This window comes from Kribbella sp. NPDC004138, assembly GCF_053603655.1.
The window spans coordinates 141,906-164,237 of sequence record NZ_JBSGFZ010000026.1 but is presented as its reverse complement, the minus strand read 5'-3'; the positions used below and the strand labels follow the sequence as shown (position 1 = coordinate 164,237).

The following is a 22,332-nucleotide window of genomic DNA, read 5'->3' as shown; positions in this document are numbered from 1 at the left end:
GGTCATGGTACTTCGCGGACATGTCGTCCTCCGCCACGGACCCCTCGCCGGTCACCCGGCCGGCGAGGGCGCACCCCGCCTGCGCCCCCCCCACCCCGACCACCCCGCCCCCCCCCCCACGAACCCGGCCAGGGCCACGGTGAGCGCATAGGCGAAGAGCCGGCTCGGATCGTACCGACGCGCGAACCGGCTGCCGAGCAGCCGGCCGGCCAGAACGCCGCCGAAGTACCCGCCCATCGCCGTCACCGCAGTGCCGGCAGCAATTCCCGCGGTGTCGGCGACGAAAGTGGCACCCCAGGCGGCGATGCACCATTCAGCCGCCGTGGCGCAGAACAGCATCGCCGCGGCGAACCAGAACACGCTGGGCAGCCGTCCGCCGGACGTCTGAGTCTGCGGCGGGGTGTCGATGGCCAGCCGTCGGTTACCGGCCCAGGCGACCAGCGGGACGGCGAGGGCGGCCAGCAGCGCGGCCCGCCAACCCCAGTGCAAGGCCGCGGTCAATGCCAGCGCCCCGATCAAGGTGAGGTAGCCGATGCTGGCCGCCAGGTTGCCCTCGGTCAAAGCGACGGTGCGCCGCTCGCCGTGGTGGTCGGCGAGCACGGCCTGGATGGTGATCAGCAGCAGTCCGCCGCCGACCCCCATCACCGTTGCGGCGGCGATCGTCACCGCAGCGACCGGACCGAGGGTCAGCCCCACCGCCCCCGCTGCCATGCCGGCGGCCGCCGCCCACAGCAGCGCACGCCGCCCCACCAGGCGCTCCAGCCGCGGCGACACGACACCGGCGATCATGCTGCCGGTGGAGAAGGCGGCGATGTGCAGCCCGCCGACGGTGTAGCTCAAGCCGAGCTCGGCTCGCAGATGCATCATCACGAGCCCCGGCGCCGCCTGCAAATAAGCGAAGAACGCCAGCAGCAGATACGCCAACCAAGTCAACCGATCCCGAACGAAGCCGTGAGTCATATGTGTAAGGTTACACAGGATGTGTAAGGATACACAAGCCGGTAGGCTGAACGCTGTGACTCCGATCAATAGCTCCAGCCGGGCGACGCTGACCGCGGTCGCCGAACATGCCGGGGTCTCGGTGATGACCGCCTCCTACACCTTCAACCAGCCCAGCCGGGTCTCTGCACAGGCGCGGGCGAAGGTGCTGGCCGCCGCGGCCGAGTTGGGCTACGCCGGACCGGATCCCAGCGCCCGGTCCTTGCGCCGCGGCAGCACCCGCACGGTCGGGGTGGTGCTCGGGGAGCACCTCAGCTATGCCTTCGAGGATCCGGGAGCCACCGCCTTCTTGGCCGGGGTCGCCGAGGTCTGCGCCGACCAGGGCTACGGCATGACGATCCTCCCGATCACCGGCACCGACGCCGACATCGACCGAATCAGCGACGCCGCCGTCGACGGGTTCATTGTCTGGACTACCTCCGACGACGACCCGGTGCTGTCCGCCGTGCAGGCCCGACGACGTCCAGCCGTAATCCACGGCGGACCTCCGCTAACCGGTGTCGAGTTGGTGGGCATCGACAACTACGCGGCAGCCCGCGCCATCGGCACTCTCGCCTTCACCGGCGCCCAGCGGCCCGCGATCATCAGCCAGCCGCTGTCCCGGGCCCGTATCAGCACGATCACCCACGGCCTCGACATCACCGACGTCGCCTTCCCGGTGACCCGGGACCGGCTGGCCGGCTACCGGCAAGCAGCCCAAGACCTCGGACTCGACTGGCACGACCTGACCGTCGCGGTCTGCGGCCGCAACGACACCGTCGAAGCCGACCAAGCCGCCACCACCCTCCTGGCGGCGCCAGAACCGCCCGACGCCATCGCCGCCATGAGCGACGAACAAGCCGCCGGTGTCATCCGCGCGGCCCGAGCCAAAAAGATCCGTATCCCTCACGACCTCGCCGTGACCGGCTGGGACGACATAGCGATCGCGGCGGACCTCGAGCTGACCACAGTCGCCCAATCCCTACGCGACCAAGGCGCGGCCTGCGCCCAGGCCGCGCTCGGCCAGCAGTTCAACGGCCACGCCTCGTGGTCCATTGTGGAACGACGTAGCACGCGCTGAACACCAACTCGCCAGCCAACACCCTCTCGATCAGGTCGGCTGGATGGCTCAGATCGTGTCGGCGGGTGTGCCTGCAGCCCCCTGCTCTGCGGAACGGTTGGCCGCGGCCAGTGATTCGACGGCGTAGGCGAGTCCGTTCTGCACGACTACTTCGCTGCCGGTACGGACCTGGTACGCCTCGGTCAGGACTTGGTCGACGAAAACGACCGCAACCTCGACAAGGTCCGCGAGCTGAACCCCGCCCTGGAATCCTTTGCAACCTGGGTCAACAAGCACCGGGACGAGCTCAAAGCCTCGCAAAATTAGGAGAAACCAAGCGCCAGGGCAGACGGCCCGTGCTGCGCGGGTTCAGTCCCAGCGGATGCTGGGAGCTTCGGCGCAGGTGGTGTGCGGGTCCAGGTCCGCGGCGATGTCGAGCGCGATGATGGCGGAGTCCAGCGCCTCGTACGACGGCTGTTCTGTCGTCGCCGGTCCGTAGATGCATACGGCACGGCGCCCGTCGCGTGTCCGTCCTGCTGACTCCACCGCGCCGTCCTCGTCGTGCAGCAGACTCCATCCGGTCTCTGCGAGCGAGGTCAGTGCCCGTTGCCGGTCGGCCGCGTGCAGGGAGAGCGGCCGTGGGCGCTCGAAGTCGGTGAGCCGTTCGGACCAGGCCGCTTCGACCAGAGGATCCGACAACGCCTCGATGTCGGAGCCGGCCGGCGGCAGCACCAGGTAGCCGATGCCGGTGACCGGGTCGAGAAAAGCTGTATGGGCGGCGAATTCGACCACCGTGACGTCGACGTACGGGCGCGTCATGCTGCCTCGACCTCGAACACGCGGTCGAGCCCGGTCCTGCGGAGTACGTCGGACATCCTGCGGCTCGCGTGCCGGATGACCACGCCACCGCCGCGCCGCCGGCAGACGCGATGCGTGTCGAGCAACGCGGCCAGCACGGTCGAGGAGATCTGGTCGAGCTCGGACACGTCGACGACGACCAGGCTGACACCGTCCATGACCAGACCGCGCAGTTGCCAGCGCAAGGCGGTCGGTGCGCTGCCCGGATCCGGCTCGGACAGGGTCACGATCGCCTTCTGGTGAGGCGGGCTGTGGGTGGGGTCGGTCATCGACGGCCCTTCCGCGGCGGTTTCGGGTGATGTCACCACTGTGGCCCGCGGAGTTTGAGAGCACCGGTGCGCCTTCTTTACGATCGGATGACATGCCCCGCCCCGCTGTCACGGCAACCTGTTCGGTTGCGAGGATGTGACGATGCCTATGCATGTCCTGGTCGTGGAGGACGACGATCGCATCCGGGCCGTCCTGCGCCTGGCGCTCGAGGACGAGGGCTACCAGGTCGCCGAGGCCGCCGACACGCCCTCGGCGCTGGAGGCCGTCAGATCGGCGCTGCCCGACCTGATGATGGTCGACCTGATGCTCGGCGAGGTCGACGGCTACACCTGCATCCGTGAGGTACGGCGGGTCAGCGACATCCCGATCGTCATCGTCAGCGCGCGCTCCGACACCCACGACATCGTCGCCGGACTCGAGGCGGGCGCCGACGACTACGTCACCAAACCCTTTCAGGTGAAGGAGATCACGGCCCGGATCCGCGCGCTCCGCCGCCGGCTGCGCGGCAGCGCCGAGGCGACCGAACCCGACATCGTCCTCGACTCCGACCCCGCCCGCGCCCTGGTGCTGTCCACCTCGCGCGGGGCCGTCATGCTCGACGGCAGGGACGTCCCGCTGACCGTCACCGAGTATCGCCTGCTGGCCGAGCTCGCGCATCCACCCGGCCGGGTGCTCAGCCGCCCGAGCCTGCTCGAGAAGGTGTGGGAGCACGGGTACTACGGCGACGAGCGGATCGTCGACGTGCACATCCGGCGGCTGCGCACCAAGATCGAACGCGATCCCGGACGGCCGCAGGTCGTCGTCACGGTCCGAGGGATGGGCTACCGACTGGACCCGCAATGAGGCGCGGACGTCGTACGCTCGGCCTGCGGCACCGGCTCGTCGCGGCCTTCTCCCTGGTGGCTCTCCTGGTGTCCGCGGTCTTCGCGATCAGCACGTACCTGCTGGCCCGCGGGTACCTGCTGGCCCAACGCGAGCGCGTCGTCCAGCACCAGAGCTTCGCCGACGCGGTCTTCGTGCAGCGACGGCTCGAGAGCGCGGGCGCGGACGTGTCGGCCGTGCTGACCGCTGCCGGGACACCCGCCGGGCACACGATCATCCTCAGATGGCATGACCAGTGGTACGCCTCGGCCCTCGACCAGGGCCGGGACGCGGTACCGGCCTCGGTCCAACAGGAGATTGCCGCCGGGCGCTCGGTCAGCCAGCGGTTCCGATCGGCCGACGGTCCGGCCCTCGTCGTCGGCGTCCCGGTGCGAACGGCCGAGGCCGAGTTCTACGAGATCGCCCCGCTGACCGAACTCGACGGCACGGTGCGTCTGCTCAGCGGCATCCTCCTCGGCGGCGCGCTGCTGGCCACCGCGGCCGGGGCGGCGCTGGGGGGTCTGGGCCAGCCGGTCGGTGGTCACGCCGCTCAACCGGGTCGCGATCACGGCCGCCTCGATCGCCGGGGGCGATCTCGACCGCCGCCTGGCGGCCACCGACGATCCCGAGCTCGCCACCATCGTCGGCTCGTTCAACAGCATGGTCGACACCCTCCACCAGCGGATCACGCGGGACGCACGGATGGCAGCCGACGTGAGTCACGAACTCCGGTCCCCGCTGACCACTCTCGTCGGCAGCGTCGACCTGCTGAACGCCCGGCGCGACGAGCTTCCCGAACGCTCCCGGAAGGCCCTCGATCTCGTCACCGCCGATCTGCAGCGCTTCCGGCGGCTGCTCGACGACCTCCTCGAACTCGCACGCTCCGACGCCGGACTCGACCAGCGGCCGAACACCGTCATCGACCTCGGCGGGCTCTTGCGACAGGTACTGGGCGAAGCCGGCGCCGGACCACCGGCGTTCCCCGACGGCGACGACGTCTTCGTGGCAGCGGACAAGTCGCGTCTCGGCCGGCTCTTCCGCAACCTGTTCGACAACGCGAACACCCACGGCGGCGGACTCACCAGCGTCACAGTGACCCGATCCGGCGACGACGTGCTCGTGCTGGTCGACGACAGCGGTCCGGGCATCCGGCCCGAGGACCGGGAAAGCGTCTTCGAGCGGTTCGCCACCGGCGCGGCGAAACGCGGGTCGTCGTCGGGTACGGGTCTCGGGCTCGCGCTCGTGGCCGAGATGGCGGCGGCCCATGACGGAGCCGTGTGGTGCACGGCATCGCCCGGCGGCGGCGCGCGGTTCGTCGTACGGCTCCCGGAAGCGGAGCGAGAGTCGTGAGGAACGCCGTCGTCTGCCTGGCGGCCGCGGTGCTCGTTCTCGCCGGGTGCGGCGTTCCGATGCAGGACGAACCGGCGCCGATCGCCTCCGGCGAGATCCCGTCCCGCCTGCAGCGCACCGCTCGCCCGTCCTCGGCGGCGCCCATACCGAGCACCGGCAGGCCCGCCGTCCAGGTGAGCTTCGTCCGCGACGACAAGCTGGTCACGCTTGTGCGCGAGGTGCCCACGACGACGCCCGCGGACGGGCTCACCGCGGTTGTTGACGCCTTGCTTGCGGGACCGACCGACCGGGAACAGGCCGGCGGCATCACCACGGCGCTGCCGCCCGGCCTGATCCTGACGATCGTCGAGGTCCGAGGCAGTCGCGTCGTCCTCGAACTGTCCGGCCAGACCGGCGGCAGGTCCGCGACCGAGAACATCCTCGCCGTCGGGCAGATCGTCCTGTCCCTCACGGCGTCGCAGTCCATCGACCAGGTGACGTTCGCGCGCGACGGGGTGCCGGTCGAAGCCCTGCTGGCCGACGGCGCCCTGACGACCGCGCCACTCACCGCCGCCGACTACGACTCCCTACGGAGCCGGTAGCAGTTGACGGTGGCACTGAGAGAACTTTGAGATCACGTGACGTTCCGCGACCTGAGCCGCACCGTGACCGGCTCGCGCGCTAGACAGGTGACGACCGCTCGAAGGGAACCCATGATGACCGAACCACGCCCGACCTGACGATGGCGCTTCACCGATCCATCGGGACGGTCCTGGCGGCTGTCTCACGACTCCGCCGGAGGCCGAAGCCCGCGATTGCCGCTCCCGGATTGCAGGCGCCGCCGCGGCTCGCCGACTGGTCCGACGCTGAGCTCTATTCGGTCTGGCGTGCCACCGGAGCGGAGCTTGTCCGTGCTCTGCACGCCGAGCACACCGCGACGGCCGCCGAGGCACGGCAGTATCTCCTCACCGAGATAGAACGCCGGCACCCCCTCGAGACGGCCGCGTGGCTCGAGTCGGACGCGCTCCGGACCGGCGGAGCACCGGACTTCCTGAAATCTGACCGCTGACTCCACTGCCGTAACGGCCGTGCCGAGTCAGCGCGTGACTGCGAAGTCAACTTCTCTGGCTCTGCGGAGGCAGCGATGGTATGACCTTCCAAGCGCTTGATCGATTCCTCCGGAAGTCTGGTCGAGACACCCCGAGACTGGCTTTCGCCTGCCGCGCCGGACCTGGCGCAAGGTGCGGCAGGCGAAAGCCGCCTACCCGATGACAACAACACCGGCGGCACCAACCGACGTACCCGATCACTGTCAGAACCAGGTCGCGCGTCCGTGGGTCAGTTCTTGGCGGCGGCCTTTCCGCCCTTGCGGCCGGCCTTCTTCTTCTGGGCCGTGGTTCCGCCCTGGCTGCTGGAGCCGCCCTTGCCGCTCTGCTTGCCGCCGTGCTCACTGGCCCAACCCGGTGCCCGCCACACCGACTCCTGTGCGGCGCCCTGAAGTGCACAGACGGGACAGCGATTCCTTTCGCGGGTTCGTCCGGTCAGTACCTCTCGACAGCCTGGCCGCGTCGTGCCAGGTCGGCCAGACGAAGCAGGAGCCTGACGATGAAGTTCAATCTGTTCCTCCCCACCGGCTTCGGCAGTGATCTGTCGTCGTTCAGCGATCCGGTGGATGCGGTCGAGCGGATCATCCAGCTGGCGCAGACCGCCGAATCCGTCGGGTTCGCGGAGGTCTGGCTGCCGGATCACCTGCAGACCATCCCGCCGTCGAACCGCTACCTGTTCGAGGCCTGGACGCTGCTGACCGCGGTGGCCCGGGCGACCACCAGGATCCGCGTCGGCCAGCTCGTGACCGGCAACGGCTATCGGAACCCTGCCCTGCAGGCGAAGATGGCCTCGACACTCGACGTGCTCTCCGGCGGGCGTCTGACCTTCGGGATCGGCGCGGGCTGGTACGAGGCCGACTACGCCGCGTTCGGGTACGAGTTCCCCGGTGCGGGCCGGCGACTTCGCGAGCTGCGCGAGGCTGTGCAGGTGATCCAGTCGTTGTGGACGGACGAGGTCAGCGACTTCGCCGGCGAGTTCTACTCGCTGAAGAACGCCATGGTGCAGCCGAAGGGCGTCCAGGCACCGCGCATCCCGCTGATGATCGCCGGCGGCGGTGAGAAGGTGACGCTGCGGATCGTCGCCGAGTTCGCGGACGTCTGCAATCTGATGACGTCGCCGGCCGACATCGAGCGCAAGCTGCAGATCTTGCGCAAGCACGCCGCGGACGTCGGCCGGGACGCCGGCTCGATCAGGGTCACTGCGACGACCGGCGCGCTGGTGACCGACACGGACGAGGCCGCCCAGGCGCAACTGCACCCGAGCATGGGCGCGTTCTATCCCGGTGACTTCGCGTCCTACCTGCTCTACGGGACGCCGGAGACGGTCCGCGCACGGGTCGCGGCGTACGAGAAAGCCGGCGTCGACGAGTTGGTGGTCGGCTTCCACCAGTCGACCGATCCCGGCGCGATCCGGGACTTCGCCGAGATCGTCGGGCTCTGATCCGACTGGCAGGGGTTCCGGCGGGGTACTTGAGGCGTGGTTACAACACGGAAGCGCTGAGGAGCGATCTCCTTCCGGACGGTCAAAAAGCGGCCTGAGTTTGTCACCTCGTACGAGGAGGCTGTCGATGAGCCAGGAGCGATCGACCGAGGTACGGCGGAGCGAACCCGCGATGGACGTGGATTGGTTCCGCTGGGAGTTGTGTCAGGAACGTCAGTTCCGGCTGGATCAACTGATGGATCTGGCCCGCGAGGAGACCACGCCCTTCTCGCCGGCGGTGGCGGAGGTGCGGGCCGTGCTGAAGGCCGGGGCGGTCCGGGCGTTGGAAGAGATCGACGCCGCGCTGTCCCGCCTTGCCACGGGTGTCTTCGGCGCCTGCGAGATGTGCGGGGAGATGCTGCCGCTGCATCGTCTCCGAGCGATACCGACCGTGAGGCTCTGTCTGCGATGCGAGCACCGCCAGGCGAGAAACGCGAGGCCCGTGGGCCGGTAGGCATGCCGAGGGGTACTGCAGGGTCACCATGTCTGACAGCACCATGCCTGACGCGGACACCGCGGAGATCGCGGAGCGGATGGGCCGTGCGGTACTCGCGGTTCGTCGGCGGAGTCGTGGCGTACGCGGCGGACGTCAAGTTCAAGGTCTTGGACGTCGATCCAGGTCCGCTGGTGACGCCACGCTGCGCGGCTCAGTTGGCGTCACGACCTGGTTGCGGCTTGAATCCCTTTAAGCTTTGCCGGTCTCGGCGCGGAGATGTGCGGCCCGCTTTGCCTGGGCGTCGGCCGGCGCGATCGGCTCCTGGGTGGTCACGGCAGCCCGCTGGGTTGCGGGGCGGCGGACAGCCTCGCGTACCGGCCCGCCACCGAGCCGGCGGAATTTCCACTGCCGCTCGTCGTAGTCGTAATAGGTGTCCACGCCGCCGACAGCCACGATCGAACCCTCCCACCCGTTGACGCGCTCGAGTGAGCACGGTGCTCCCGCGGTTCCCGGCGAACCCGCTCCGCAAACCTTTTCCACCCGAACTGACGGGTGCGGCGCCTCAGATCGGGCCGCCGGCCGTCACGGTGCGGGAATCGTCTCGCGGATGCTGCCGTCGGCCGCACGGATGATGTGCGGCAGCCGGTTCCAGCGGGCGACCTGGGAGCCGAGGGCGATCTGCTCGAGCTCCTCGTCCCCGGCGGCGAACGGGATGTCGCTGTCGTACCGGCGTGAACACCACGTGCCATCGGCGTAGTACGTCTCGATGTACCCGGCCTCGTGTCCGGCTTCGCGGCGGGTCTCGGTGCGGTCGTGGGGGCGCGTGCTGGGCACGGGAAGGTGGGTCATTTCTCGGCGCCTCCTGGCGGGGTGCGGCGGGCAAGGTCGGCGGTGCGGATGGTGTCGGTTGTCTCCGAGATGGCGGTGATCTGGTCGGCGAGGCTCGGGTGGGTGGGGCGGAGTTCGGGGCCGGCGGCGGCCAGCGGCTGGATCAGGTCGGCCGGGTCGTTGCCGCCGAGCGCGTCGCGGAGACGGTCGATCGCGGGTGCCGCGCCGGCCGCGGACGGATTGGAACTGTCGGACGGCAGAGCGGTGATCCGCCCGGCGAGCTGGCGCAGGTCCGCGGCGTTGTCGCGGGCCCACCCCGCGACGGCGCGATCGCCCGAGCGGCGGTCGCGGGCAGCTTGGACGCGCCGCTCGCGCGTGGTGTCCGGTTGGTCGGCGGCATGGGGTTTCAGCCGTAGGTAGCGCCGCTCGGCGGCTTGGCGGCTGGCGAGGCCGAGCGTCGGTGCGATGTCGGCCCAGGTCGCGCCGCGGTCGCGGGCGGCGTCGACGAGGACGGGCTCCCACTGGTCGAAGTACGCGCGCAGGCGATGCAGTGTCGTGAGTGTGGCGAGCAGTTGCTCGGCGTCGGCGTCCGCGAGCGCGCCGGGTGTCTCGAGCAGCTCGAGCCCGCGGAGTCGATCGCCCGTGTCTTTTCTGCTGGTCACCCGCTACCCCGATCTGCGTCAGATGTCGTCTAGATGCTGACAATGGATCTTGTCATCGTTTCGATGACATGTTAGAACAGGAGTGCGTGTTGACACCACCGGTTCCATCGACGATCAGGAGGTGCAGGACAGATGTTGATGCGCACAGACCCGTTCCGGGAGCTCGACCGACTGACGCAGCAGGTCTTCGGCGCGGGGAGCCAAGGGACCTGGTCGCGGCCGAACCCGATGCCGCTGGACGCCTACCGTTCGGGCGACGAGTACGTGATCGCCTTCGATCTTCCCGGCGTGTCGCCGGACGCGATCGACCTGGACGTGGAGCGCAACGTGCTGACGGTGAAGGCGGAGCGGCGTCCGCCAGAGGTCCCGGAGAGCGTCGAGATGCAGGTGGCCGAGCGGCCGCTCGGGGTGTTCTCCCGGCAGTTGTTCCTCGGCGAGACACTGGACACCGACAAGATCGAGGCGCAGTACGACGCCGGCGTCCTGACGCTGAGGATCCCGATCGCCGAACGGGCCAAGCCGCGGCGGATCGCGATCGCCGGTGTCGACAGCCAGAAACAGATCAACGCCTGACGGCTGAAAGGTGGTGGTTCATCTGAGCGGATCGGCGAGCACCGCCGACGTCGCAACCCAGTGAAAACCAGTCGAGTACGGCATCACCACAGCGAACCGAGTGCGTGACGTGGCGGCCCGCGGCACCGACAGGGCCATGCGAACACGTGCAGCGGCCACCGGGACGACATCCCACCGGCGAGGCCGCCACGTCACACCTCACCTGCCGCGGCCGGGTCCTCAGCCGTTGGCGTTCGAGCCCTGTGCCGCTCGTGAACGAGCCGAGCTGTTGCCCTCAGGGTCGGCCGAAGCGTCCTGCTGGTCGAGTTTGCGGCGGTAGAAGTCGTAGGCCGCTTGCTTGCTCATTCCCAGCGCGCTGCCGACCTGGCTCCAACTGGAGCCCTCTTCCCGGGCCTGCCGGATCATGTGCCATCGCGCGCCGGTGAGGAGATCGACCAACCGCCGGCTGGCGCTCAGGGCTTCGAGTCCGGTCACGCCGGGCAGGTTTCCCAACGCCCGCACGAGCGCCGTGACGGGCTGGCCCGCGCCCTCGGCTTTCGCGATGCGGCGCTCGTACGACTCGCGCTGGTCGCTGACCCGCAGTACGCCGAGCAGTTCCTCCATACCCCTGTCGTCCGCGGCCAACGGAGGCTGTGCCATGTCACCACCCATCTCGTCAAGATATCTTGACGACCGTCGCCACGCCAACCCATGGCGTCAAGCTATCTTGACGCCAGTTCGCCGTCAAGCTATCTTGACGCTATGAGTACAGCCGCGCTACACCAAGGGCATCTGGCCGGGCACCCCCGTCGCCAGACCGACCGCGCGCCTCAGATCAGGTCGCGCGAACTCACTTCGGCCGACCGCTTCGCTCAGCTCGCCCTCGACCTGCACGACTCCGGCGGGATCGAAGAGACCGTGGAGGCCGTGGTCGAGTTCGCCTCACAGGCGCTGAGCTGTTCCCACGCCGGCGTCGCGCTGATCTCGGGCCGGCCCCGGCGGCTGGAGATCCCGGCGGTGACCGACCCGCTGGTGGCCGAGATCTACAAGCTGCAGGTGGACGGCGAGCAGGGCCCTCTCACCGAGTCGATGCGCGACCACTCCGTCGTCCGCGTCGAAGACGCCGAAACCGACGATCGCTGGCCGGAATGGTCCGCGAAGGTCCTCGAGCTCGGCGTGCGAAGCGTCCTCGACGTCCCGTTGCACACCGGAAGTTCCGTCGTCGGCGTGCTCGGTCTGTACTCGTCCCAGCCGGGCGGATTCGGGCCCGACGAGGAAGCGATCGCCGAGATCCTCGCCCGGCACGCCTCGGTCGCCGTCGCGAGCGCCCGCAACGAAGGCAACCTCGCCGCCGCGGTCGACGCCCGGAAGCTGGTCGGTCAGGCGATGGGCATCCTGATGGAACGCTTCGACCTCGACGACGAGCGAGCCTTCGAGGTCTTGCGGCGCTACTCCCAGGACAACAACCGCAAGCTCCGCGACGTCGCCCAGGAACTCGTCGACACCCGCAAACTGCCCCGCTGACGAGAGTCCGCCGGGCCCTGTGCCGGAGCGCCGGATGCAGGGCCGCACAACCGATCGCGCGCGGTCAGTGCATAGCCGTCGCGCGGGTTGGTGACTTGGTGAACAGGGCGGCGCAGAAGGCGATGGTGGCGACGGAGAAGGTTACGAGGGGCGGGCCCGGGACCCACAGTGCGGCGATCGCCAAAGCCAGAAGCGTTGCGATCAAAGCGACGATCCCGTACGGGCGCAGGCGATCCGGGGCACTTCGGAGTGTGTCGGCGATCATCCACAGGAGAGCGCCCACGACGATCACCGCCAGGCCCATGACGAGGCTCACGCCGCGGTGCAGGGACTCGGCGTTGAGCTGCAGCGGGCCGATCTCGAACTGACTCGCCCGCATCACGACGTCCAGCTCCGGGTCGCTGGGGAGGAAGAAGCTCAGGACGGTGTGGCCGACACCGGTGACGGTCCAGGTGACGGCTCCGACCCGGAACGCGGTCGCGTTCATGAGGCCGCCATCAGCTCGGGCCAGCAGCGAGTCTCGCGGCCGCGGAACTCGCGGTCGACCGGGAGTGGCAGGCCGGGGCTCAAGGTGAGGACGAAGTCTTCGTGAACGGCATCGCGCAGGGCACCCGGGTCGTGTGCGGCCAGGCTGTCGTAGAACTTCCGTACGGCGAATTGTCCGGAATCATCGCTCATGGTCTGGAAGCTACGCCCGCCGCGACATCCCCGGCAACGCGAGCTGTCTCACACATACATACATGCGTGAATGTATGATGATGCTGTGCAACGGCGGACGCAGGCGGAGCGGATCGAGCTGACCCGGAACAAGCTGCTCGAGGCCGCAGCGAGAGGCTTCTCGACGTACGGCTACGGGAACGTGCGGCTCGACGACATCGCCCGCGAGGCGGGATACACCCGCGGCGCGCTGTACCACCAGTTCGCGAACAAGGAGGAGCTCGCACTCGCCGTCATCGACTGGGTGTCTCGCACCTGGCGTGCCGAGGTCGGCGACCCCGCGGAGGCGATCACCGACCCGGCCGAGCGGCTGCTGTGGACGGCGCAGGCGCACGCGCTCTACTGCCGGCGCGACGTCGCCGCGGTGCTGATGAGCCTGCGGGTCGAGTTCGCCGGCCGCGACCACGCCGTCACAAAGGCACTCACCGAACTGATGACGCCTTTGAAGGACACGATCGCCAAGCTCATCACCCGCGGCCGGCGGACCGGATCGATCCCCGCCGGCCCGCCGCCGCGCGCACTCGCCTCGGCGTACCTCGGTGCCCTCGAGGGCGTCACCGCCGCAGTCGGCGGACCGCCGCACGACAAAGAGCTGACCATGCGGGCGGTCCGCGGGGTGCTTGGCCTGCCGCCGAGCTGACGTCACCCTTCCGGCAGGGGCGGCAGCTCGACGTGCCGGACCTTGTAGTCGCCCTTCGTCACCGGCGCGAACGGGGCCGGTGCCATGCAGGTGCCGACCGGCGCCTCCTCGGTTTGACCGGACGCATTCTGGGTGAGGTTGACGACCGTCCAGGACAGTCCGACGCGATCGTGCTTGCCGTTGTCCAGGACGCTGAAGCCGAGTCGCTTGCCGACCCAGTCCTTGACCGGCTCGTCCGCCCTCGTGATCTTGGCGGTCAGCGAAGCGACGCCCGGCCCGGTGACCAGACAGTCCACCGTTCCCTCGGCGCGGATGGTCTGCTTCCAGGCGGCGACGTAGTGCGAGATCTGCACGGTGCCGCGCGCGTCGGTCGGCAGCCCGATCGGGGCGCCGGGGATCGGGCGGGTGTACGGCGCGGCCGCGGCGTCGAAGGCGAAGTGGCGTACGTCGTCGTCCGGGGCGAACGGCAACATGAAGTCGGCCGCACCGGTGACGCGAGCCACCTTCGGAGCGGCCTGCGCGGTGGAGATCCCGGCCACAGCGGTGGTAGCCACAACGGTCAGGGCGGCGAGCTTCTTGGTGAGGTTCATACCAGGATCCTCGCGAGCCGACCGCGCCGGGACCTCCCTCGCGAGAGGGGATCAGGTCCCCCGCAGGTAGCAGATCAGGTGATGCCCCAGAAGCGGGTGATGTGGGCGGCTGCGCAGAGGTTGACGTCGAGGATGTACGGCGCGGTGGCGCCGCACTGGTCCGCGCCGGCGCCAGGGTCGACGGGCTGGCCGTGGCCCATGCCGGGGATCGACCAGGTCTCGACGACCGGCGTACCGGTGCCGTCGGTGTACGACTTGTGCGTGGCGCCGTTGACCGTTTCGGTGGCGTCGGCGGTCTGGTCCGCGGCGTTCACGTCGGTCCACTGCTCCATCGACTCGTTGAGGTTGCGGTAGGCAACGGTATAGTCGGCGGTGCCGTGCCAGATCGACACCTTCGGCCGGTGCGTGGCCGAGGCCGCGGCGCGGACCTTGTCACCCCATTGCCGCGGCGTGAGGTCGACGCCGGGGTTCTGGCAGCTGAAGGCCTGGACGAGTGACGTCGCACACCGGTACGGCAGGCCGGCCACGATCGCGCCGCCGGCGAACACGTCCGGATACGTCGCCAGCATCACGGCCGTCATCGCACCGCCCGCGGACAGGCCGGTCACGAACACACGTCCGGTGTCCGAGCCGAGATCACTCACAGTGCGGTCCACCATCTGCTTGACCGACAGCGCTTCTCCCGAACCGCGCGCCGTGTCACCGGCCTCGAACCAGTTGAAACACGAGCTCGCGTTGTTGGCGGACTGCTGCTGCGGCAGGACCAGCGTGAAGTTCGCGCGCTGCGCCATCGCGACCCAGCCGGGCTCGTCGTCGTACGTCGCTGCCGACTGCGTGCACCCGTGCAACGCGACCACCACCGGCCGGCCGGCGCCGAGCCCGGGCGGCACGTAGCGGAACATCTTCAGATTCCCCGGATTCGATCCGAATCCGGTCACTTCCTCGAGCGTCGCGGCATCGGCTCGCGACGCCGGACTGATGGCCAGAGCTGCCAGTAGAGCGATGGCCGAAACGACAGGACGGAGAGTCATTCCACACCTCCAGGACGGGTCCTTCACCCGAACGTCGCACGACCCGCACCGCCGCAGCCATGTCGTGCGGCACCACATTCGGTCAGTGCAGCGTGTAGCCGCGCGCGACGACAAGCACGGAGTCAGTGCACCGTTCTCCCGGCCTGCGCGCCTGTCGCGGGCTGCTTCCGGCAACGGCCTTGCGGTCTTAGGCTGGAGCGGTTCGGCAGACCGCGGCGGGACGGACTCGGCGCGTCGTAGGCGTACCGCGAAAGGGCGGCGGACGGTTTGGGACGTGGAGACGGGTTCCGCGACCTGGGGGCGGAGCGAACGCAACCTGCGCAGCTTCTCGGTCGGCGGGCGGAACGGGCAGTCCTGGACCAGTTACTGACCGATGTCCGCAACGGCAGGAGCCGGGTGCTGGTCGTACGCGGCGAGGCCGGCGTCGGCAAGACCGCCCTGCTGACCTACGCGGCCGAATCCGCGACGGACGTCAGCACGCTGCGGGCGGTCGGCGTCCAGTCGGAGATGGAGCTGGCGTTCGCGGCGCTCCACCAGCTGTGCGCGCCGCTCCTCGATCGGCTGGACCGGATCCCCGAGCCGCAGCGCCGGGCGCTCGCGACCGTGTTCGGGCTGGCGCCGGGCCCCGCTCCGGACCGCTTCATGGTCGGGCTCGCAGTGCTCAGCCTGATCTCCGACCTGGCCGGTGAACGGCCGGTCCTGGTGGTCGTCGACGACGTGCAATGGCTCGACACAGCCACCGCGCAGGTGCTCGGGTTCGTCGCCCGCCGGATCGGCGCCGAGGCGGTCGGGTTGTTGTTCGGCGCCCGCGAGATCGGTGTCGAGCTGCACGGTCTCGCCGAGCTCCAGGTCGAGGGGCTGCCGGCCGACGAGGCCCACGCCTTGCTCGGTTCGGCCGTCGAGTTCCTGCTCGACGAGCCGGTGCGCCGGCGGATCGTCGCCGAGACCGGCGGCAACCCACTCGCCCTGCTCGAGCTGCCGCGTGGCCTGACCGCGACGCAGCTCGCGGCCGGGTTCGGCCTGCTCGGCGGCCAGGAGCTGCCCGGCCGCATCGAGCAGAGCTTCCTGCGGCAGGCGGACACCCTGCCCGCGCCGACGCGCCGGCTCCTGCTGGTGGCGGCGGCCGAGCCGATCGGCGATCCGGTGCTGGTCCGCCGGGCAGCCGACCAGCTCGGGATCGAGGTGGCCTTCGCCGAGATCGACGGGCTGATGAGCCTGGGCGAGCGGGTGACGTTCCGCCATCCGCTGGTCCGGTCGGCGCTGTACGGCTCGGCGTCCGAGACGGAGCGGCGCGCGGTGCATCTGGCACTGGCCGGAGCGACGGACTCGGCGACCGATCCCGACCGGCGTGCCTGGCATCTGGCCGCCGCCGCAACCGGACCTGACGAGGACGTTGCCCTCGAGCTGGAGCGGTCCGCGGGTCGCGCGCAGGCTCGGGGCGGTTTCGCCGCCGCCGCTGCGTTCCTGCAGCGGGCGGTCGCGCTGACCCGCGACCCCGTCCGCCGGACCGAGCGCGCGCTGGCGGGCGCGCAGGCCAGTCTGCAGGCCGGTGCGTTCGGGACCGCCTGGGCGCTGCTGGCGACGGCCGAGGCCGGGAAGCTCGACGGTCTGGGCCGGGCACGGATCGATCTGCTCCGCGCCGAGGCGGCGTACGCGCAGCAACGCGGCGGGGACGCGCCCGGCCTGCTCCTGCGCGCGGCCAAGACGCTCGAGCCGCTCGACGTCCGGCTCGCTCGCGACACGTATCTGGACGCCTGGAGTGCGGCTCTGTTCGCCGGTCAGCTGGCCACGGATGCGAGTCTGCGCGACGTCTCGGCGGCGGCCGAGTCAGCGCCCCGGCCCGAGACCCCCGGCCGCAGCTCCGACGTCCTGCTGGACGGGTTCGCGCTGCTGTTCGCCGAGGGCCGCCCTCGTGCCGTGCCACTGCTCAAACAGGCTGCCCGCGCGTTCGGTGATCAGGGTGCCACGGTCGAGGAGGTACTGCGCTGGGGTTGGCTGGCCACCGCGGCCGCGGCGACCGCATGGGACTTCGAGGCGTGCCTGTCGACCGCCACCCGGCAGGTCGAGGTGGCGCGCGGCGCCGGCGCGCTGGCGGTCCTGGCGGTCGGCGTCAACGTGCTCGGCCAGGTCGTCGCGCTGGCCGGCGACTTCGCCGAGGCGACCTCGCTGCGGGCCGAGGCCGACGCGGTCCGCGAGGCGACCGGCGCGCACGTCCTGCCGTACGGCGGGCTGGTGCTGGCTGCCCTGCGCGGGCTCCCGGACGAGGCGTTCCCGCTGATCGACGAGACCATCGAGAGCGCGATCGCCGGAGGGCAGGGTACGGCGGCGCAGTACGCGCGCTGGGCGCGGTCCGTCGTACTGAACGGCCTCGGCCGCCACGGCGAAGCGTTGCCGTGGGCAGTCGCCGCGAGCGAGGACACACCGGAGCTGTTCGTGTCGTCGTGGGCGCTGAGCGAGCAGATCGAGGCGGCCGTCCGCAGCGGACGCCCGCGCGAGGCTGCCGCCGCACTCGGCCTGTTGCAGGACAAGACCCTGGACACCGAGGAGCGCTGGGGCCGCGGTATCGAGGCACGCGCGCGAGGTCTGCTGGACGACGGCCCGACCGCGGAGGGTGCGTACCTCGAGGCGATCGAACACCTCACCGGAACCAGGCTGCGCCCCGACCTGGCACGGGCACATCTGCTGTACGGCGAGTGGTTGCGTCGGCGCACGCGCCGCGGGGAGGCGCGGGCCGAGCTGCGGGCGGCGTACGACCTGTTCGCGTCGATCGGCATGGCCGCGTTCGCCGAGCGGGCGCGCCGCGAGTTGCAGGCGACCGGAGAGACGGTGCGCCGCCGGACGAACGGACCGGGCACGAGTGACGAACTCACGCCGCAGGAACTCCAGATCGCGTTGCTGGTCCGCGACGGCCTGTCGAACCCCGAGGTGGGCAGCAGACTCTTCCTGAGCCCGCGCACCGTCGAATGGCACCTCCGCAAGATCTTCGACAAGCTCGCCATCAGCTCGCGCCGGCAGCTGCGCGACGCCCTGCCGGACGCGGTCAGCGAGGCCGCTGGTTAGTGCCGCAGCAGCTGCTGACCGCCGTCGACGTCGTACGTCGCTCCGGTGAGTGCCGTGTTCGTCATCAGGTGCAGGATCAGCGCGGCGACATCGTCCGGGCCGACCACCCGCCGGATCGGCAGGGTCGCCCGCAGGTCGGCGCGGCGGGCCTCGAGCTGGTCGCCGAGCAGCCGCGCCGACAGCGGCGTGTCGACGAATCCGGCGGCGACCGCGTTCACCCGGATCGGGGCGAGCTCCAGCGCGGCGTTGGCGGCGATCGCCTGCAGTGCGACGGTCCCGATCGCGGCGACACTCAGGCCGATGCCGGGCCGGCGCGCGCCGGTCCCGCTGATGAAGGTGAGCGAGCCGCCGGCCCGGACCCTTCCGATGCACAACCGCGCGATGCGGAGGGCGCCGACCAGATCCTCGTCGAACACCCGCAGCGCCCAGTCGAAGTCCAGCTCGGCGATCGGTGCGTAGAACGGCCCGCCGCCGCTGACCAGGACGTGATCGAGGTCCGCGGGCAGGTCGGCGAAGACCTGCGCGAGACGGCCCGGATCGCCCAGGTCCAGGATCGGCGCGCTCTCCGCGCCGACCTCGGCGGCGGCCGCGGCGAGCCGCTCGGGATTCCGGCCGGTGACGACGACCCGGGCGCCGGCACTGCGGGCCTGGTGGGCCGTCGCCAGCCCGATCCCCGAGCTGCCGCCGATCACGACCACACGCTGCCCGTCGAGACTGCCGTTCATCGTGTTCTCCCTCTCCTCAGGTCAGGTGGACACCGGGACGGCGCAGCCGTGAACCCGCGGCGTCGCCGGCAGTTGGGTGGCGGGTGGGCGGCCGCGGGCGACGTACCCGAGGGTGATCACCGCGGCGACCACGCTGAGAGCCGCCATCACGAGCATCGCCGTCTGGTACCGGTGCCCGAGCGGCTGGACGAGGTCGTCCGAGCCGCCGACGCCGAGCAGCGCGGGGACGAGCGCGATCAGCACCACGCCTCCGACCCGGGAGGCGGCGTCGTTGATCGCCGACGCCTCGCCGAGGTCGGCGTCGTCGACAGCGGCGAGTACGCCGGCCGTGAGCGGAGCGACGGTCAGTCCGATGCCAAGGCCCCACAACAGCGCGCCCGGCAGGATCGCGCTCAGGTAGCTCTCGCCCGGGCTCGCCGCCGACAACCACGCGAATCCGCCGGCCACGATCAGGATGCCGGCAGCCATCGGCAAGCGGACACCGACCCGGGCGACCAGAGCGCCGGCGAACGGCGAGACGAGCAAGAACACCACCGACTCCGGGATCAGCGCCGCACCCGCCTCGGTTGCGCTGTACCCCAGCTGCAACTGGCATTGCAGGACGACGAGGTAGCTCGCGGCGGACAGTGCGCCGTAGAACAGGACCGTCGCGGCGTTGATGGCGACGAACTGGCGGATCCGGAAGAGCGCCGTACGCAGCATGGGCGCTGCCTGTCGTTGCTCCACCGGGACCAGGGCGGCGAGACAGACCACACCGACACCGCCCGGGACCAGCACCGTCGCGCTCCCCCATCCGTCGGACGGTCCTGCGGTCAGCGCATAGATCACGCCGCCCAGTCCGACGACGGTGAGCAGAGCGCCGAGGAGGTCGACAGAGAGCTCCCGACGCGGGCGGCTGACTTCCGGTACGCCGCGCAGTACCCAGAGCGCCGCTCCTATCAGCGGAACGTTCAGCAGGAACACGTACCGCCAGGAGGCGTGGTCGATCAGCCAGCCTCCGCCGTACGGCCCGAGCGTCGTACCGAGGGTCGACAACCCTGCCCAGATGCCGATCCCCTTGGCACGATCCGCGGGCCGCAAGGTGCCGTTGAGCAAGGCCAGGCTGCTGGGCACGACCATCGCTCCGCCGACTCCCTGCACGACCCGCGCGGCGATCAGCGCCTCGGTGTTCGGGGCAGCCGCGCAGCACAGCGACGCAATCAGCATGACGCCGAGGCCGATCATCAGGAGCCGGCGCCAGCCGAAGTGATCGGCCAGCGCACCGGCGAGGAGAAGCATCGAGGCGACCGTCACCAGGTAGCCGGTCAGGACCCATTGCAGCCCGGTCACACCGGTCCCGAGGTCGCGGCCGATCGCGGGGATCGCGACGTTGATCATGTAGGCGTCGATGAAGCCGACCATCGAGGCCAGCACCGTCGCCGCCACCAGCAAGGCCCCGGCCCGCCCACGGATCGCGATCCCGGCGTACGACGCCCCGCCCGCCGCGGGCTCGTTCCGTGTCGTCATCGCGCGACCGTTCCGGGATCGCTCGGGTGCCGGGTCAGGGGCAGCGTGTCGACCGAGAGCCAGGGCGCCATCGGCAGGCCGTCGACGATCTTGCGGAGCAGCTCGGCCTCTGCGGTCTGCCAGTGGCCGAGGTTGCGGCCGTCCCCCGGAAGCCGCCACAACCGGATCAGCTGTCCCGCGGCCGCGAGCTCCCGCGTCCGCCGCGCCTCCCGCGCAGTCATGGCGTCGACGTCGGCGGCGGTCGCGTCGGACGGGACGGCCACGACGAAGGTCGTGAAGAACTCGCCGGCGCCCGGATCGAGCGCGATCCGATCAGCCCCCGGATCGTTCGGATGGGCGGACAGCTCGGTCACCTCGTCGGTCCGCCAGATCCGCAACGGCATCGAGGCCAGGACGACCTCCAGCGCCGCGGCGTCGTCCGCCGCGAACAGACCGAGCGTTCGCCACTGACCGGGTGCCGGCGGCGGACGCCACAAACGCTTCAGGTGGCCCTGCCCGGCCAGATCCGCGGAATGGGCGGCCTCCCGGGCGCGCACTTCGGCGACCTCGGCCTCGGTGACGCCGTCCGGCACCCGGGTCGTCATCGTGACGAGAAATTCCATATCCAGCCTCCGGCTCGTGGATGCCCCCGGGTCCCACGATCCGCCGCGCCCGGCCACCACGACACCAGTGACGGTCCCTGGTCGCGAAAACCAGGGACAGTCACTGGCCCGGCGGCCACGTGGTGGGCGCCACCCTGGACGCAACCGAAGGGAGTGCGCAATGGACAGCAAGCACGAGTACGACGTGATCGTGCTCGGCGCCGGGGCACCGGGCGAGCACTGTGCCGCGACGTTGGCCAAGGGCGGCGCGCGCGTCGCCGTCGTGGAGCGTGAGCTGCTCGGCGGCGAGTGCTCGTACTGGGCCTGCATCCCGTCGAAGACCTTGCTGCGCCCCGGCGAAGCGCTGGCCGAGGCACTCGACGCGCCCGGCGCCCGGGAAGCAGTCACCGGCTCGCTCGACGTCTCCGTCGCCCTCGGCTGGCGGGACTTCATGGTCTCCGGGTACGACGACTCCGGTCAGGTCTCGTGGGCCAAGGGCGCCGGGATCGAGGTCCTGCGCGGTCACGGCCGGCTCGCGGGTCCGCACACCGTCGCGGTGGACGACCGGACCTACACTGCGGACGCGATCGTGGTCGCGACCGGCGCCGACCCGGTCATCCCGCCGGTCCCCGGACTCCAGGACCTGCCCGGCGTGTGGACGAACCGCGACGTCACCGGGCTGGTCGACGTCCCGGACCGGCTGATCGTCCTGGGCGGCGGAGCCACCGGGGTCGAGATGAGTCAGGCACTGGCCCGGATGAGCGCGACCGTGACGCTGCTCGAGCGCGGCGAGCACCTGCTCCCCCGCGAACCCCGGGCAGTCGGCGAAGCGGTCGCGACCACACTCACCGCGGACGGCGTGGACGTCCGGGTCGGCACCGGCGCGGAGCGCGTCGCGCTCGCGGGATCGACGTACGTGGTCGACCTGAGCGACGCGACGCAGGTGACGGGTGACCGGATCCTGGTCGCGACCGGCCGCCGGCCGCGGGTCGACGGCATCGGGCTGGAGACCGTCGGCATCGATCCCGATCCGCGCGGCGTCCCGGTCGACGACACGCTGCAGGCAGCTCCCGGCATCTGGGCGATCGGCGACGTCACCGGTCTGTGGCAACTGACGCACGTCGGCGAGTACCAGGGACGTGTTGCCGCAAGCAACATTCTCGGCAGGCCCCGGACTGCGAACTACGAAGCGGTGCCGCGGGTCGTGTACTGCTACCCGCAGGCGGCGTCGGTCGGCGCCGCGGACGGCGCGTTCGTGGCCACCGTGCAACTGTCCGGGGTGCCACGAACCGCGACGTACCTCCGCTCGTACGACACCCAGCCCGGCTTCCTGACGCTGGTCTCGGACGGAAGCCTGATCACCGGCGCGTACGCCGTCGGCCCGGAAGCCGGCGAGTGGCTGCAACAAGCCACGCTGGCGATCCGCGCAAAGGTCCCGCTGCCCGTCATGCTCGACGTCATCCAGCCGTTCCCGACGTTCTCCGAAGCCTTCCTCCAAGCGCTGCGCGATCTGGAGGCCCAAGTCACCGCACGCTGAC

The 22,332-nt window shown here is 70.5% G+C and carries 28 protein-coding genes; 11 read left to right on the top strand and 17 right to left on the bottom strand.

Annotated elements, in window-relative coordinates:
* Positions 1 to 51: 51 nt before the first annotated feature.
* A complete protein-coding gene (locus ACWEOO_RS32505) occupies positions 52 to 960 on the bottom strand; it encodes an MFS transporter (RefSeq protein ID WP_452146284.1) in 909 nt (302 codons plus the stop codon).
* 55 nt (positions 961 to 1,015) lie between these two features.
* On the opposite strand from ACWEOO_RS32505, the gene ACWEOO_RS32500 reads away from it, so the two are divergent.
* Entirely contained in the window at positions 1,016 to 2,059 is a 1,044-nt protein-coding gene (locus ACWEOO_RS32500) for a LacI family DNA-binding transcriptional regulator (RefSeq protein WP_452146283.1), read from the top strand.
* A gap of 48 nt (positions 2,060 to 2,107) precedes the next feature.
* Here ACWEOO_RS32500 and ACWEOO_RS32495 read toward each other — a convergent pair whose 3' ends face one another.
* The 3 genes from ACWEOO_RS32495 to ACWEOO_RS32485 form a co-directional block, all read right to left on the bottom strand.
* On the bottom strand, positions 2,108 to 2,335 hold the full coding sequence (locus ACWEOO_RS32495) for a hypothetical protein (RefSeq protein ID WP_452146282.1): 228 nt from the start codon (positions 2,333 to 2,335) through the stop codon (positions 2,108 to 2,110).
* Between the two features lie 72 nt (positions 2,336 to 2,407).
* A complete protein-coding gene (locus ACWEOO_RS32490; RefSeq protein ID WP_452146281.1) occupies positions 2,408 to 2,857 on the bottom strand; it encodes a hypothetical protein in 450 nt (149 codons plus the stop codon).
* On the bottom strand, positions 2,854 to 3,165 hold the full coding sequence (locus tag ACWEOO_RS32485; RefSeq protein WP_359935545.1) for an STAS domain-containing protein: 312 nt from the start codon (positions 3,163 to 3,165) through the stop codon (positions 2,854 to 2,856). The genes ACWEOO_RS32490 and ACWEOO_RS32485 overlap by 4 nt, the downstream gene beginning before the upstream one ends.
* Before the next feature lie 142 nt (positions 3,166 to 3,307).
* Here ACWEOO_RS32485 and ACWEOO_RS32480 point away from each other — a divergent pair, with 142 nt between their 5' ends.
* Entirely contained in the window at positions 3,308 to 4,009 is a 702-nt protein-coding gene (locus ACWEOO_RS32480) for a response regulator transcription factor (RefSeq protein ID WP_359935543.1), read from the top strand.
* Here the strand turns inward: ACWEOO_RS32480 and ACWEOO_RS32475 are convergent.
* On the bottom strand, positions 3,988 to 4,596 hold the full coding sequence (locus tag ACWEOO_RS32475) for a hypothetical protein (RefSeq protein WP_452146280.1): 609 nt from the start codon (positions 4,594 to 4,596) through the stop codon (positions 3,988 to 3,990). The two genes, ACWEOO_RS32480 and ACWEOO_RS32475, sit on opposite strands and share 22 nt — an antisense overlap.
* On the opposite strand from ACWEOO_RS32475, the gene ACWEOO_RS32470 reads away from it, so the two are divergent.
* Together ACWEOO_RS32470 and ACWEOO_RS32465 are read left to right on the top strand one after the other, a co-directional pair.
* A complete protein-coding gene (locus tag ACWEOO_RS32470; RefSeq protein WP_452146279.1) occupies positions 4,565 to 5,377 on the top strand; it encodes a HAMP domain-containing sensor histidine kinase in 813 nt (270 codons plus the stop codon). The two genes, ACWEOO_RS32475 and ACWEOO_RS32470, sit on opposite strands and share 32 nt — an antisense overlap.
* A complete protein-coding gene (locus ACWEOO_RS32465) occupies positions 5,374 to 5,958 on the top strand; it encodes a GerMN domain-containing protein (protein WP_452146278.1) in 585 nt (194 codons plus the stop codon). The genes ACWEOO_RS32470 and ACWEOO_RS32465 overlap by 4 nt, the downstream gene beginning before the upstream one ends.
* A 736-nt stretch (positions 5,959 to 6,694) precedes the next feature.
* Here ACWEOO_RS32465 and ACWEOO_RS32460 read toward each other — a convergent pair.
* Positions 6,695 to 6,832, bottom strand: coding sequence for a hypothetical protein (locus ACWEOO_RS32460; protein WP_452146277.1), 138 nt, complete (start codon positions 6,830 to 6,832; stop codon positions 6,695 to 6,697).
* A 129-nt stretch (positions 6,833 to 6,961) separates the two neighbouring features.
* On the opposite strand from ACWEOO_RS32460, the gene ACWEOO_RS32455 reads away from it, so the two are divergent.
* Together ACWEOO_RS32455 and ACWEOO_RS32450 are read left to right on the top strand one after the other, a co-directional pair.
* A complete protein-coding gene (locus tag ACWEOO_RS32455; protein WP_452146276.1) occupies positions 6,962 to 7,903 on the top strand; it encodes a TIGR03560 family F420-dependent LLM class oxidoreductase in 942 nt (313 codons plus the stop codon).
* A gap of 127 nt (positions 7,904 to 8,030) precedes the next feature.
* A complete protein-coding gene (locus ACWEOO_RS32450; protein WP_452146275.1) occupies positions 8,031 to 8,396 on the top strand; it encodes a TraR/DksA family transcriptional regulator in 366 nt (121 codons plus the stop codon).
* Between the two features lie 231 nt (positions 8,397 to 8,627).
* Here ACWEOO_RS32450 and ACWEOO_RS32445 read toward each other — a convergent pair whose 3' ends face one another.
* The 3 genes from ACWEOO_RS32445 to ACWEOO_RS32435 form a co-directional block, all read right to left on the bottom strand.
* Positions 8,628 to 8,831 (bottom strand): hypothetical protein, encoded by a 204-nt coding sequence (locus ACWEOO_RS32445; protein ID WP_452146274.1) that lies wholly within the window; start codon positions 8,829 to 8,831, stop codon positions 8,628 to 8,630.
* Between the two features lie 129 nt (positions 8,832 to 8,960).
* Positions 8,961 to 9,227, bottom strand: a complete 267-nt coding sequence (locus ACWEOO_RS32440; protein WP_452146273.1) for a hypothetical protein — start codon at positions 9,225 to 9,227, stop codon at positions 8,961 to 8,963.
* Positions 9,224 to 9,868, bottom strand: a complete 645-nt coding sequence (locus tag ACWEOO_RS32435; RefSeq protein ID WP_452146272.1) for a hypothetical protein — start codon at positions 9,866 to 9,868, stop codon at positions 9,224 to 9,226. The genes ACWEOO_RS32440 and ACWEOO_RS32435 overlap by 4 nt, the downstream gene beginning before the upstream one ends.
* Positions 9,869 to 10,000: 132 nt before the next feature.
* On the opposite strand from ACWEOO_RS32435, the gene ACWEOO_RS32430 reads away from it, so the two are divergent.
* Complete coding sequence (locus tag ACWEOO_RS32430) at positions 10,001 to 10,441, top strand: Hsp20/alpha crystallin family protein (RefSeq protein WP_452146271.1); 441 nt, start codon at positions 10,001 to 10,003, stop codon at positions 10,439 to 10,441.
* Positions 10,442 to 10,660: 219 nt separating this feature from the next.
* On the opposite strand, the gene ACWEOO_RS32425 is transcribed toward ACWEOO_RS32430, so the two are convergent.
* Positions 10,661 to 11,080, bottom strand: a complete 420-nt coding sequence (locus ACWEOO_RS32425) for a hypothetical protein (protein ID WP_452146270.1) — start codon at positions 11,078 to 11,080, stop codon at positions 10,661 to 10,663.
* Between the two features lie 102 nt (positions 11,081 to 11,182).
* Here ACWEOO_RS32425 and ACWEOO_RS32420 point away from each other — a divergent pair, with 102 nt between their 5' ends.
* The gene (locus ACWEOO_RS32420; RefSeq protein WP_452146269.1) at positions 11,183 to 11,944 is read left to right on the top strand and encodes a GAF and ANTAR domain-containing protein; all 762 of its coding nucleotides are present in this window, start codon (positions 11,183 to 11,185) and stop codon (positions 11,942 to 11,944) included.
* Between the two features lie 64 nt (positions 11,945 to 12,008).
* Here the strand turns inward: ACWEOO_RS32420 and ACWEOO_RS32415 are convergent, their stop codons facing one another.
* Positions 12,009 to 12,431 carry an LIC_13387 family protein gene (locus tag ACWEOO_RS32415; protein ID WP_452146268.1) on the bottom strand — a complete coding sequence of 141 codons (423 nt, stop codon included), beginning with the start codon at positions 12,429 to 12,431 and terminating at the stop codon, positions 12,009 to 12,011.
* On the bottom strand, positions 12,428 to 12,622 hold the full coding sequence (locus ACWEOO_RS32410; protein WP_452146267.1) for a hypothetical protein: 195 nt from the start codon (positions 12,620 to 12,622) through the stop codon (positions 12,428 to 12,430). Before ACWEOO_RS32410 ends, ACWEOO_RS32415 begins: the two co-directional genes overlap by 4 nt.
* An 85-nt stretch (positions 12,623 to 12,707) precedes the next feature.
* Here ACWEOO_RS32410 and ACWEOO_RS32405 point away from each other — a divergent pair, with 85 nt between their 5' ends.
* The gene (locus tag ACWEOO_RS32405; protein ID WP_452146266.1) at positions 12,708 to 13,301 is read left to right on the top strand and encodes a TetR family transcriptional regulator; all 594 of its coding nucleotides are present in this window, start codon (positions 12,708 to 12,710) and stop codon (positions 13,299 to 13,301) included.
* Between the two features lie 2 nt (positions 13,302 to 13,303).
* On the opposite strand, the gene ACWEOO_RS32400 is transcribed toward ACWEOO_RS32405, so the two are convergent.
* Both ACWEOO_RS32400 and ACWEOO_RS32395 read right to left on the bottom strand, forming a co-directional pair.
* Positions 13,304 to 13,891 (bottom strand): hypothetical protein, encoded by a 588-nt coding sequence (locus ACWEOO_RS32400; protein ID WP_452146265.1) that lies wholly within the window; start codon positions 13,889 to 13,891, stop codon positions 13,304 to 13,306.
* A gap of 74 nt (positions 13,892 to 13,965) precedes the next feature.
* Complete coding sequence (locus ACWEOO_RS32395; RefSeq protein WP_452146264.1) at positions 13,966 to 14,829, bottom strand: extracellular catalytic domain type 1 short-chain-length polyhydroxyalkanoate depolymerase; 864 nt, start codon at positions 14,827 to 14,829, stop codon at positions 13,966 to 13,968.
* A 447-nt stretch (positions 14,830 to 15,276) separates the two neighbouring features.
* Here ACWEOO_RS32395 and ACWEOO_RS32390 point away from each other — a divergent pair, with 447 nt between their 5' ends.
* Positions 15,277 to 17,982: an ATP-binding protein gene (locus ACWEOO_RS32390; protein ID WP_452146287.1), complete on the top strand. Its 2,706-nt coding sequence runs from the start codon at positions 15,277 to 15,279 to the stop codon at positions 17,980 to 17,982.
* Here the strand turns inward: ACWEOO_RS32390 and ACWEOO_RS32385 are convergent.
* From ACWEOO_RS32385 to ACWEOO_RS32375, 3 genes are read right to left on the bottom strand one after another with little or no spacing between them, the layout of a single operon-like run.
* Complete coding sequence (locus tag ACWEOO_RS32385; protein WP_452146263.1) at positions 17,979 to 18,707, bottom strand: SDR family oxidoreductase; 729 nt, start codon at positions 18,705 to 18,707, stop codon at positions 17,979 to 17,981. The genes ACWEOO_RS32390 and ACWEOO_RS32385 overlap by 4 nt on opposite strands.
* Before the next feature lie 21 nt (positions 18,708 to 18,728).
* A complete protein-coding gene (locus ACWEOO_RS32380) occupies positions 18,729 to 20,213 on the bottom strand; it encodes a DHA2 family efflux MFS transporter permease subunit (RefSeq protein ID WP_452146262.1) in 1,485 nt (494 codons plus the stop codon).
* Entirely contained in the window at positions 20,210 to 20,815 is a 606-nt protein-coding gene (locus ACWEOO_RS32375) for a muconolactone Delta-isomerase family protein (protein WP_452146261.1), read from the bottom strand. Before ACWEOO_RS32375 ends, ACWEOO_RS32380 begins: the two co-directional genes overlap by 4 nt.
* A 160-nt stretch (positions 20,816 to 20,975) precedes the next feature.
* Here ACWEOO_RS32375 and ACWEOO_RS32370 point away from each other — a divergent pair, with 160 nt between their 5' ends.
* Positions 20,976 to 22,331 (top strand): dihydrolipoyl dehydrogenase family protein, encoded by a 1,356-nt coding sequence (locus ACWEOO_RS32370; RefSeq protein WP_452146260.1) that lies wholly within the window; start codon positions 20,976 to 20,978, stop codon positions 22,329 to 22,331.
* The last annotated feature ends 1 nt before the right edge of the window (position 22,332 follow it).

Coding starts and splice junctions, on each gene's coding strand:
- ACWEOO_RS32440 (WP_452146273.1), bottom strand. CDS start 9,227: ATGACCCACCTTCCCGTGCCCAGCACGCGCCCCCACGACCGCACCGAG.
- ACWEOO_RS32420 (WP_452146269.1), top strand. CDS start 11,183: ATGAGTACAGCCGCGCTACACCAAGGGCATCTGGCCGGGCACCCCCGT.
- ACWEOO_RS32370 (WP_452146260.1), top strand. CDS start 20,976: ATGGACAGCAAGCACGAGTACGACGTGATCGTGCTCGGCGCCGGGGCA.
- ACWEOO_RS32455 (WP_452146276.1), top strand. CDS start 6,962: ATGAAGTTCAATCTGTTCCTCCCCACCGGCTTCGGCAGTGATCTGTCG.
- ACWEOO_RS32505 (WP_452146284.1), bottom strand. CDS start 960: ATGACTCACGGCTTCGTTCGGGATCGGTTGACTTGGTTGGCGTATCTG.
- ACWEOO_RS32490 (WP_452146281.1), bottom strand. CDS start 2,857: ATGACGCGCCCGTACGTCGACGTCACGGTGGTCGAATTCGCCGCCCAT.
- ACWEOO_RS32485 (WP_359935545.1), bottom strand. CDS start 3,165: ATGACCGACCCCACCCACAGCCCGCCTCACCAGAAGGCGATCGTGACC.
- ACWEOO_RS32375 (WP_452146261.1), bottom strand. CDS start 20,815: ATGGAATTTCTCGTCACGATGACGACCCGGGTGCCGGACGGCGTCACC.
- ACWEOO_RS32410 (WP_452146267.1), bottom strand. CDS start 12,622: ATGAGCGATGATTCCGGACAATTCGCCGTACGGAAGTTCTACGACAGC.
- ACWEOO_RS32380 (WP_452146262.1), bottom strand. CDS start 20,213: ATGACGACACGGAACGAGCCCGCGGCGGGCGGGGCGTCGTACGCCGGG.
- ACWEOO_RS32415 (WP_452146268.1), bottom strand. CDS start 12,431: ATGAACGCGACCGCGTTCCGGGTCGGAGCCGTCACCTGGACCGTCACC.
- ACWEOO_RS32450 (WP_452146275.1), top strand. CDS start 8,031: ATGAGCCAGGAGCGATCGACCGAGGTACGGCGGAGCGAACCCGCGATG.
- ACWEOO_RS32400 (WP_452146265.1), bottom strand. CDS start 13,891: ATGAACCTCACCAAGAAGCTCGCCGCCCTGACCGTTGTGGCTACCACC.
- ACWEOO_RS32425 (WP_452146270.1), bottom strand. CDS start 11,080: ATGGCACAGCCTCCGTTGGCCGCGGACGACAGGGGTATGGAGGAACTG.
- ACWEOO_RS32430 (WP_452146271.1), top strand. CDS start 10,001: ATGTTGATGCGCACAGACCCGTTCCGGGAGCTCGACCGACTGACGCAG.
- ACWEOO_RS32385 (WP_452146263.1), bottom strand. CDS start 18,707: ATGAACGGCAGTCTCGACGGGCAGCGTGTGGTCGTGATCGGCGGCAGC.
- ACWEOO_RS32480 (WP_359935543.1), top strand. CDS start 3,308: ATGCCTATGCATGTCCTGGTCGTGGAGGACGACGATCGCATCCGGGCC.